Below are 9,538 nucleotides of genomic sequence, written 5' to 3' on the forward strand. Positions count from 1 at the left end.
TAGCCCCAACCCGAACAATGATCGCCACCCCGGCACCAGGAGCATATCAAGATGGCAGATGAACAGGATCCCCTGCGCCAGGAGCTGGCCGAGATCGAAGCCAAGCGGCAACGTATCGCCAAGGCCAAACAGGACAACCGAGTCCATGACCCAGAATTGAGCCGTCATGTGGGCGGTCTGCTCGAGCGGATCCGCAAGCTGCAGGCCGAGACCGGCGGCGGCCAGTACGACTACGAAACCCTGCGTAAAGAGTACGACGCCAAGGCCAATGCCGAGGTGCGCCAGCTGCAGAAAACGGCCCGTCAGGAGCGCATTCAGAAACTGATCGCCCAGGCCGACCTCAATCCGGAATGGGTCTTCGAGCGCATGGATAGCGGGGATCCCAGCCTGCAATACCCCATGGAGACCGCACGCTACTTCATCAGCGGCTTCGAGCATTGGGAGAAGAGCGGTGGCGGTTGCATGCTCATCTATGGTGACTATGGCACCGGCAAGTCGACCCTGGCCGGGGCCGTGGCACACGAACTGATCGAGCAGCACCAGAAATCGGTGATCTTCCAGCAGTGGGCCTCGGTGGTGGACAGGCTCTTCTTCAACGTCATCCAGGATCAGGAGGAGCGCAACCAGTATCGCCGTGCCCTGGAAGAAGTTGATCTGCTGATCCTCGACGAGGTGGCCGCCAACAGGGCCAAGATGGCGGAGAGCCAGTCCAGCTTCCTCGGCCACCTGCTGCGCCGGCGCCGCAACCTCTCCAAGAGCGTCATCATCATCACCAACCACAGCCCCCAGAGTCTGCATCAGGCCATTGGCGACTTCAGCTTCGAGGCGATCAAGGCGTTCAATCCGGTGGATATTCAGCTCAGTGGTCCGAGCCGTCGCCCCAGTATCGGCCACTACAACGGCTAAACACCCTGCGGGCCCCGGTGGCCCGCTCTGCTACACCCCTCAAATAATAACAGCTCTCATTTACACCTCCATCATGAACCCTTAGGCTAACCTTTTCGCAAACAGGAGAGGGTCATGCCCACCATTCTTATCTTCGGAGCCAGCCGGGGGCTGGGACTTGCCTTCGCAAACGTGGCCAGGGCCCAGGGGCATAAGGTCCATGCCATGGTGCGTTCATCCCAAGCGGCCGAGGCGTTGAATGCGATCGGGGTCGATGTGCTGTTGGGGGATGCGCTCGATAAAGAGGCGGTGAGCCATGCCTGCGCATTGGCGGGGAAGGATAGCTGGGTCGTCTCAACCCTCGGCAGCTTTCGCAGCCCGGAGCCGGTGGATTATGAGGGCAATCGCCATCTGATCGATGGGATGGAAGAGGCTGGGCTCAAGCGTCTGCTGCTGGTCACCTCCCTTGGGTGCGGCGACAGCTGGCAGCATCTCCCCGAGCGCGCCAGGGCGGCCTTCGGCCACGAGGTCCGTCTCAAGAGTCTGGCCGAAAGCTGGTTGCAGACCAGCGCCCTGACCTGGACCATATTGCGCCCTGCTGGCTTGCAGGATGGCGAACCAACCGGTCAGGCACGATTGAGTCAAGGTCAAGAGACCCACGGCCTGGTACGACGCCATGATGTCGCCATTCAAGGGCTGAGCCTGCTCGCCGACAGCACGGCCGCCGGCCAGATCTACGCCATCAGCGACCCCGGCCTCCAGCGGGGTTGACTGTTCCCACCACTCAACAAGGGTCAGCCTCAGTGCTGGCCCTTGCCGTTCAGGCTCTTGGCCGCTGACGCCGGGCCAGCCAGTAATAGGAGAGTGCGCCATAGAGCGCCGTCAGCCCCCAGAGCTGCCACCACAGTGGCGCCACCTGCACAAAGTCTGCCCCCATCTGGTTGAGTCGCAGGAAACCGGCGATGGCCGGGGTGCTCGGCAGCCACTGGGCCAACCAATTCAGCGGTGCCGGGATCAACTCCACCGGCCAGATGAAGCCCGCCAGAAACACCAGGGGCAGAGATGAGAGCAACACTATCTGGCTCGGCAGATCCCGCCTGGACAACAGGGCCCCCAACAGCACGCCCAGCATGGTGGTCGCCAGCACGAAGGGCAGCACAAACAACCAGAGCACCGCCGGTGAAGCACTGCGGGTTATCTGGTAGTGATCCAGACAGAAACCGAAGAAGTAGCTGACAGGGATCAGAAAGAGCCCCCCCAGCACCAGAGTCCGCGCCAGTAACAGGGGCAGCACCGGCGCCCTCTGCCAATAACCCACCTCTCCCCGCTCGCTTTGCTGATTCTGGGTGGCCCCCAGGATGCCGGCCCCCATCAGCAACACCTGATGCAGGATCAGCACGAACACCGCTGGCACCACATAGTTCACATACCCCATGGTCGGGTTGAATACGGGCAGCACGTTGAGCCCCACCGCACTCCAGCCCGTGGCCGCCTGGGGCAGTGCCTGCCCCTCGACCAGCAGACGCGCCACCTTGATCTGGGCCGCGAGCGTGCCGCTCGCCTGTGCCAGCCCTTCGGCGATGGTGCCATACACCAGGAAGTAGGAGGCGTCACCGCTATAGCTTAAGGTCACGCTCTTGCCCTGCAACAGGTCCCGATAGAAGTGGCGGGGGATCAGCAGTATGCCGCTGGCCCGACCGTCCATGAGCCACTGACGCGCCTCATCCAGACTGCTCACCCGAGCGACCAGGCGAACCTGGGCCGTCGCATCGGCCATAAACTCAAGCTGGCGCGAGAGCTGGCTGCCATCCTCGTTGATCACCACCACCGGCTCTTCCCGAGGCAGTTGCTGCAAATAGGGTTGGGGATAGAGGAAGGAGTAGAAGAGCACGCCACCAAACAGGGTCAGCATGATGGCCCGGTCCGATAGCAGGGTACGCAGCTCGAGACGTACCAGATCCCAAAAACCTAACATGGACCAGGCTCCTTCCCATGGGGGGATGGGGAAAGGGTGTCGGTCCGATAGCGGCGTGCCACCACCCAGAACAGTGGCATGAACAGGAGCAGCGGCGCCAGTTGGGGCAAGGCTTGAGCCAGAGACTGACCATAGTTGGCCTGACCCACCTGCAACTCGATATAGTGGGAGACTGGCAGCAGGCTGCGCCACCCTTCGGCGAAACTGCCCATGGCGCTGGTCGGAAAGGTGACCCCCATGAAGGCAAAACCGGGGGCCGTCAGGGCCCCCGCCATGGAGAGTGCCCTCGCCGTATCCCTTAGCAGGGCATAGAGCAAGGCGCCCACGCTGAGGCAGGCGGCTGTGGTGAGACCCAATCCAAGAGTCAACACAAGCCAACTGCCCTGCATGGGATAAGCCAGCACCTTGAACAGCATCAGGCTCCATCCCAGCCCCCAGCCCCACCCGATGAGCAGATTCGGGGCCAGCTTGCGCCACAGGCCCTGCCAGACCCCTTCAGCGCACCATCTCTGGCCCAACCTGTCGGCACGGGCCAGGGAATTCAAGCCATAGAGCACCACCAATATCTGCCAGACCGCGGGCAACAAGGCGCTGAGCAGGAACTGGGCATAACTGGAGTTGAGGTTATAGAGCGCCGTGATCTGATTGTTGATGGGCAGCGCCTGGCCCATGGCCCCCGGCAGTGCCTGCCCCTCGGCCAGGGCATTCAATACCCCGACCTGGCCATTGAGGGTGCCAACGACCTGGGCCAGTGCCGAATTGACTAGCTTGGCAATCAGGATGAACTGGCCATTGTTGAACACTGTGACCTGAGGCTGAAGACCCTCACGGGCATCCCGATCCAGATGGTGAGGGATCACCACCAGGGCGTAGATATCCCCCCCACGCAGGGCGTGACTGCCCTCGCTGACAGTATCAAACTCGGCCCCCAGCTTGAGACCCGAGGAGCCGTCCAGAGAGAAGGCGAGCTGGCGGGAGAGCTGACTCTTGTCCAGATCCACCAGGCCTATGTTGAGATCCCGTGCCAGACCGGCGGAAAAAATCCAGCACAGCAGCCCCATCAGCAGCAGGGGCAGCCAGCTGGCCAGAGCCCGGCCAAACGGATCACGCCAGAGCTGGCGCAGCTCCTCTCTCATCAGAGTTGAACCAGGACGCTCATGCCGACTCTCAGCCCATCTACGGGCTGCAGCGGCCGGGCTTCGACCTGGAAGCTCTTCATATCAAACCCCTGACGGGTATCAGTCGCACGCCAGGTAGCAAAGTCCCCCATCACGGCGACATGGGTCACCTTGAAGCGCACCGACTGATCGCCCAGACCGGGAATACTGGCATCGAACTCGCTGCCGACCTGGAAGCGGGGCAGCAGATCTTCGCGCACATGGAACTGGGCCCAGGCATCCTGCATATCGAGCAGGGTCACCACGGGGAAGCCCTGAGGAGCCAGCTCGCCGCTTTGCAGCAGCACCTGGGCAACCTCACCGGCATGGGGGCTGGTGATACGGGTATCGGCCAGATAGGCCTCCACTTCGGCCACGGAGCCCGCCGCCATCTTGACCTTCTCCCGCGCCGCCAGCTTGGTTTCGGCTCGCGCCCCTTCCAGGGCGAGTTGATACTGCTGCCAGGCCATGCCTTCGCTGTACTTGGCCGCCTGCCAGGCAGTCCAGGCCTCATCGCGTTTTTGCAACGGCATGACGCCATCCCTGTGCAAGTTGGCGACCCGCTGATAGGTTGTTCCCCGCAGGGTGGCCGCCACCTTGGCTTGCTGCCATTGATCCTTGGCGGCCGCTATCTGCTGGGCACGAGCGCCATTTTCGGCCTCTTGTGCCAGGGCTCCGGCCGCCGCCTCGCCCGCCTTGGCCTGGCTCAACTTGGCCTCTATTTCAGGGCTAGCCAGGGTGAACACCAGCTGATCCTTGTCCAGCTTGTCTCCCTTTTTCACCAGCACCTGATCGATTCGCCCGGCCACCTTGGAGGAGACCGCATACTGCTGCGCTTCTATCTGCCCCTGCAACCGCACCGGTTCAGGCTGATACGCCAGCCAGAAGCGCCAGCCAAGCCAGATAACCAGCAATGCCAACGCCAGGAGCAACAACAACGGCCGACCTTGGCGCATCTTCTGCCGTATGGGGGAGTGACTCATGCTGATACCTCGATAACGGGGCCAGTGCGGCCGACACAGAAACGGACAATGGACAAGGCAGGCGCCGTGGCCTCCAGGGAGTGAGGGCGCTCATTGAAACGGCAAGCCGGTGCACCTGCATTGCAAGGCAGGTGCTTCATGAGCGCACCTCGGTGGCCTGGGCATACTGGTATTGATTGAAGCTGTTCATCTGGCCGGAGAGCGCCAACAGCCGCGCCAGCGATACCACATACTGGTAAGCCGCTGCGGCGCGCTGAGTCTTTACCCCGGCCAGCTGATTGCGGGCATCCACCACATCCAGCGAGGTGGAGAGCCCCTGGGCGAATGCCTTGTCGCGCAGGGAGACATTCTCCTGTGCCAATTGCTGGGTCGAGTCGAGGGCCTGATACTCCTCCATCCCCTGGGCCGCTTCGCGCCAGGTCTTCTCGACCAGCAGCTCCAGATCCTCGCGGGTCTTGGCTTGGAGCAGATTGACCTGCAACTCGGCACTCTTGGCCGCCTGCACGGTCTCGGAGCGGCCATCCCGGCTCACCAGCGGCATGCTGACGCCGACCCCGACCAGCCAGTCCGGGGTCAGGCTGGAGGTGATGGAGTCATCTTCATAGAGGTTGTAATTACCAAACAGGAACAGCTCGGGGGCGTACTTGCCCTTCTCCAGCTTGATGAGCCCCTGAGCCTGCTGCTTCTTCGCCGCCAGCAGCTTGAGCCCGGGGTGCACCGTCAGGGTCTCCTGCACCAAGGCATCCATCGGTGGCATCTTGGTATTGATAAACAGAGGATTGTCGGGCTCGGCCCCCTTGAGTTTGAGCATCCTGGCCAGGGCCAGTTCGGCGATCTCCAGGCTACGGCGATACTTCTGGGTATCGATACGCGCCCTGTCATAGGCCGACTGAGCCGAGAGCCGTTCCACCTTGGCTATCTGGCCCTGCGCCTCCAGCTTGCGGGCATGATCGAGGTGATGGGCCAATCCCTGTTCGATCTCCTGCTTGGTCTGCACCACCTGCGCCGCCAGCACCACGCCGAAATAAGTCTGGGAGAGGCTCTCGAAACTGGCCTGCTGTTTGAGCACCAGTTGCTCCTGAGCCTCCAGCACCTGAGCCTGGCGGATATCCTGAGCGGCATCGATGCGCCCACCGACGAACAGCGGCCACAGCATCTTGACCGAGCTGGTCACCACGTTCTGCTTGGTGAGAGGGGTGACAAAATCGCTGGCACCGAGCTGCAATGCCTGCATGACGGGCCCCAGGATCTGACCAAACTCGGGATGATTGGCAATGGGATTGAGATCCAGCATGTCCAGCTCGACCGGTTTGTCGAGATGGGTGTAGCTTGCCCCAAGGTCCACCTTGGGCAGATACATGGCCTTGGCCGCTTCCCGTAGCTGCTTGGCACGGTCGACACCGGCTTGCTCTGCGGCCAACCCCTCGTCTTGCTGCAACACCGTGCTCCAGGCCTGGCTAAAGCTGAGTGACTGCGCCTGGGCCGGCGTCAGCATGAGCCATAACAGACAGGATGCCAGCTGGCAGATAACGCGTGATCTCATACTTCCCCAATCTGTTGGTCGTGCTGTTTATAATAAAAATGTTTGGAGTTTTTACTCAACGCAGGGCAATTATCATAACGCAAAGCCCGGGGATCTGGTCACGGGTAATTCGATTGTATCCCTTCACCCAAGCTGACGGCAGCCCCCATCACAATTTGCCCGATTTTCAAGCACTCCAGAATTTGCAAGGGCTCGCTGGCCGTTTTTTTCATAAAAAAATGCCTGACGCTCAAATACTAACCTTTTATCCTGACTAAAAAATGCGTAATATACGCCGCCCTAAGCCGATGGTAACCGTGGAATGCAGATAGGTCCCCACACGCTTGAAACTCCCTTGATTGTGGCCCCCATGGCCGGTGTAACAGACCGACCATTTCGTGAGCTTTGCTTGCGATTGGGAGCTGGCATGGCCGTTTCCGAGATGCTGCTGGCCAATCCGGACGTCTGGGATACCCAGAAGACCAGGATGCGGATGGACCACTCTGCCGAAGCGGGACTGCGATCGGTCCAGATTGCTGGAGCCGACCCGGAGATGATGGCGTTTGCCGCCCGCTACAACGTGGAGCAGGGCGCTCAGATCGTCGACATCAACATGGGGTGTCCAGCAAAAAAAGTGAATAAGAAGTTGGCAGGTTCCGCCCTGCTGCGCCAACCCGATCTGGTCAGAACTATCTGCCGGGCCGTGGTCGATGCAGTGGAAGTGCCTGTCACCTTGAAGATCCGCACAGGATGGGATCCGGATAACCGCAATGGCGAGGAGATCGCCCGAATCGCCGAAGATTGCGGTATCGCGGCCCTTGCCGTGCATGGTCGCACTCGCTCCTGCCTCTACAAGGGCGAAGCCGAGTACGACACTATCAGGGCGATTAAGCAGGCCGTATCGATTCCTGTTGTCGCCAATGGCGACATAGACAGCCCGGAGAAGGCCCGGTATGTCCTCGACTATACCGGCGTCGACGCCGTGATGATCGGCCGTGCAGCGCAAGGACGACCGTGGATTTTCCGGGAAATCCGTCATTTTCTTGAGACAGGAACCAAGCTGCCACCTCCCGGAAGGGATGAGGTTCGCACCCTGATGAACGAGCATGTAACCAATCTGCATCAGTTTTACGGTGCCTTTCTGGGAGCGCGCATTGCCCGTAAACACGTGGGTTGGTATCTGGATGAAGAAGAGACGGGCCGAGAATTCCGTAAGCACTTCAATGCGTTGGATTGTGCAGATGCACAGCTAAGCGCACTTGAAGTGTATTTCGATGGATTAGGTTAACGCATAACTAAAGAGCCGACCGAATATGTTCGAACAAACCCTGACTTCTGATGCATTGGTAACAACTACTCACAATCATGCCGCCGAGCCCACCCAGCGCCCCCTGCGTGACTCTGTGCAACAGGCCCTGCGTAACTACCTGGCCCAGTTGAACGGTCAGGAAGTGATTGATCTGTATGATATGGTCCTCTCCGAAGTCGAAGCTCCCATGCTGGACGTGATCATGCAGTACACCCGTGGTAACCAGACTCGCGCCGCCGTGATGATGGGGATCAACCGCGGTACCCTGCGCAAGAAACTCAAACGTTACGGCATGAACTGATCCTTCGATCATGTCTGTGCAGGACAAGGCGCATTCCAGCGATGGAATGCGCCTTTTCTATTGCACTGCGCTGTGTGATACAGCGTACATGACCGCTCGTTTAACCAAACGACTGTCCCCTTCCATCCCTCCTATTCCGTCGCCAATCGTATCCCCAGCGCGACAAAAAGCCCCCCCATCACCCGATGGAGCCATTGGCTCAACCTGGCAGATAACCTCAGCTTGCTGCTGGCAAATGCGGTCGACAGTGCCAGTAGATGGCACCAGATCATCCCGTTCAGATTGAAGATGCAACCGAGCAAGATGAACGCCAGCGCCTTCTGGGGAGCATCCGGGGCAATGAACTGCGGCACGAACGCCAGAAAGAACAGCGCCACCTTAGGATTGAGAAGATTGGTCAGAAATCCTTGCCAGAAGAGGCGGCCATAAGGCAAAGGAGCCAACTTGAGCGCTCCGTTATCCAAGGGGGCGCCAGGTCGTGCGCACAGCAAGCCAATGCCCAGATAAATGAGGTAGAGCGCCCCCAGCAGCTTGATGACGCTGAACAGGCTGGCAGAGGCACTCAGCAAGGCCGATAGACCTAATGCCGCCGCCAATACGTGCACCATGGTGCCAGTGCCTATACCAAGCGCCGCCATCGAGCCCGCTCGCCATCCCTGAGAGCCACTGCGCAACATGACCAGCAAGGAGTCAGGTCCCGGCATGATATTGAGCAGCAGACCAGATACGATAAACAATGCCAAATCATGGATCCCTAACATGAACGCGTCCTCCCGTGGAAAGGGATAGTCTAAGGGGGCCAGAGCGATTGTCATCCCTCACCCAGGCTATAACGACTATCAATGCCGGTGATAACGACCGGATAGGAGGCGAGTCACTGTGCATTACCCCCCTTCTCCACTGCATCTCTCCCAAAGGAAAATAGAGACGCTCACCCTATCCGATGCTAAACGGTCGTGTTCCTTTGGCATGGGGAATAGAGACTGCGAGAGGGGCGCCCTGCTGCAATGGCGATTTAGTCAATCAGCTCGCTTTTCACATCGATATGCGGCTGGAAGAGGGGGTGGTGGAGATGCTGCTGCCGTGTGGCGGGTCAGGGGAATAAACCTAGCTCCCATCGGTTAGCTCAGCATGGCGGTCTGGCTCGGCAGACCCGCTGGCAAGCACTTGCCAGCCCGTTGAATGGGGGCGCCGATGTGCTGTCACAACACATTTCAGGCATGAAAAAAGCCCGCTCGTGAGAGCGGGCTTTCAGGGTCTTGCTACCAGCCAAATGCGTCTGCATTTGTGGCCAATCACATCGCTGTGACTGTAATTAGGAGCCTGGCAGTGTCCTACTCTCGCATGGCGAATGCCACACTACCATCGGCGCTACCGCGTTTCACTTCTGAGTTCGGCATGGGATC

General features: G+C 59.9%; 9 protein-coding genes. 4 read left to right on the top strand and 5 right to left on the bottom strand.

Annotated elements, in window-relative coordinates; translation table 11 throughout:
• The first annotated feature begins 51 nt into the window (after positions 1–51).
• On the top strand, positions 52–906 hold the full coding sequence (locus tag M2367_RS19565; protein WP_042041258.1) for a DnaA ATPase domain-containing protein: 855 nt from the start codon (positions 52–54) through the stop codon (positions 904–906).
• Between the two features lie 114 nt (positions 907–1,020).
• On the top strand, positions 1,021–1,656 hold the full coding sequence (locus tag M2367_RS19570) for an SDR family oxidoreductase (RefSeq protein WP_259238033.1): 636 nt from the start codon (positions 1,021–1,023) through the stop codon (positions 1,654–1,656).
• Between the two features lie 49 nt (positions 1,657–1,705).
• Here the strand turns inward: M2367_RS19570 and M2367_RS19575 are convergent, their stop codons facing one another.
• From M2367_RS19575 to M2367_RS19590, 4 genes are all read right to left on the bottom strand, one after another.
• Positions 1,706–2,860: an ABC transporter permease gene (locus M2367_RS19575; protein ID WP_259238035.1), complete on the bottom strand. Its 1,155-nt coding sequence runs from the start codon at positions 2,858–2,860 to the stop codon at positions 1,706–1,708.
• Complete coding sequence (locus M2367_RS19580; protein ID WP_259238036.1) at positions 2,854–3,996, bottom strand: ABC transporter permease; 1,143 nt, start codon at positions 3,994–3,996, stop codon at positions 2,854–2,856. Before M2367_RS19580 ends, M2367_RS19575 begins: the two co-directional genes overlap by 7 nt.
• On the bottom strand, positions 3,996–5,000 hold the full coding sequence (locus M2367_RS19585; protein ID WP_224432114.1) for an HlyD family secretion protein: 1,005 nt from the start codon (positions 4,998–5,000) through the stop codon (positions 3,996–3,998). Before M2367_RS19585 ends, M2367_RS19580 begins: the two co-directional genes overlap by 1 nt.
• Before the next feature lie 136 nt (positions 5,001–5,136).
• Positions 5,137–6,495 (bottom strand): TolC family protein, encoded by a 1,359-nt coding sequence (locus M2367_RS19590; RefSeq protein ID WP_224432941.1) that lies wholly within the window; start codon positions 6,493–6,495, stop codon positions 5,137–5,139.
• A gap of 349 nt (positions 6,496–6,844) precedes the next feature.
• On the opposite strand from M2367_RS19590, the gene dusB reads away from it, so the two are divergent.
• Both dusB and fis read left to right on the top strand, forming a co-directional pair.
• A complete protein-coding gene (dusB, locus tag M2367_RS19595; RefSeq protein WP_224432113.1) occupies positions 6,845–7,810 on the top strand; it encodes a tRNA dihydrouridine synthase DusB in 966 nt (321 codons plus the stop codon).
• Positions 7,811–7,835: 25 nt separating this feature from the next.
• Positions 7,836–8,132: a DNA-binding transcriptional regulator Fis gene (fis, locus tag M2367_RS19600; protein WP_005309538.1), complete on the top strand. Its 297-nt coding sequence runs from the start codon at positions 7,836–7,838 to the stop codon at positions 8,130–8,132.
• 131 nt (positions 8,133–8,263) lie between these two features.
• On the opposite strand, the gene M2367_RS19605 is transcribed toward fis, so the two are convergent.
• Positions 8,264–8,893 carry a LysE family translocator gene (locus M2367_RS19605; protein ID WP_259238039.1) on the bottom strand — a complete coding sequence of 210 codons (630 nt, stop codon included), beginning with the start codon at positions 8,891–8,893 and terminating at the stop codon, positions 8,264–8,266.
• Positions 8,894–9,538: the final 645 nt, after the last annotated feature.

It is taken from the genome of Aeromonas sp. BIGb0445 (genome assembly GCF_024809075.1).
GTDB classification, from domain to species: domain Bacteria; phylum Pseudomonadota; class Gammaproteobacteria; order Enterobacterales; family Aeromonadaceae; genus Aeromonas; species Aeromonas rivuli.

Excerpts from the sequence above, each read along its gene's own strand:
- M2367_RS19605 (WP_259238039.1), bottom strand. The coding sequence starts at position 8,893 with ATGTTAGGGATCCATGATTTGGCATTGTTTATCGTATCTGGTCTGCTG.
- M2367_RS19585 (WP_224432114.1), bottom strand. The coding sequence starts at position 5,000 with ATGAGTCACTCCCCCATACGGCAGAAGATGCGCCAAGGTCGGCCGTTG.
- M2367_RS19570 (WP_259238033.1), top strand. The coding sequence starts at position 1,021 with ATGCCCACCATTCTTATCTTCGGAGCCAGCCGGGGGCTGGGACTTGCC.
- M2367_RS19590 (WP_224432941.1), bottom strand. The coding sequence starts at position 6,495 with ATGCTGACGCCGGCCCAGGCGCAGTCACTCAGCTTTAGCCAGGCCTGG.
- M2367_RS19575 (WP_259238035.1), bottom strand. The coding sequence starts at position 2,860 with ATGTTAGGTTTTTGGGATCTGGTACGTCTCGAGCTGCGTACCCTGCTA.
- M2367_RS19580 (WP_259238036.1), bottom strand. The coding sequence starts at position 3,996 with ATGAGAGAGGAGCTGCGCCAGCTCTGGCGTGATCCGTTTGGCCGGGCT.
- fis (WP_005309538.1), top strand. The coding sequence starts at position 7,836 with ATGTTCGAACAAACCCTGACTTCTGATGCATTGGTAACAACTACTCAC.
- M2367_RS19565 (WP_042041258.1), top strand. The coding sequence starts at position 52 with ATGGCAGATGAACAGGATCCCCTGCGCCAGGAGCTGGCCGAGATCGAA.
- dusB (WP_224432113.1), top strand. The coding sequence starts at position 6,845 with ATGCAGATAGGTCCCCACACGCTTGAAACTCCCTTGATTGTGGCCCCC.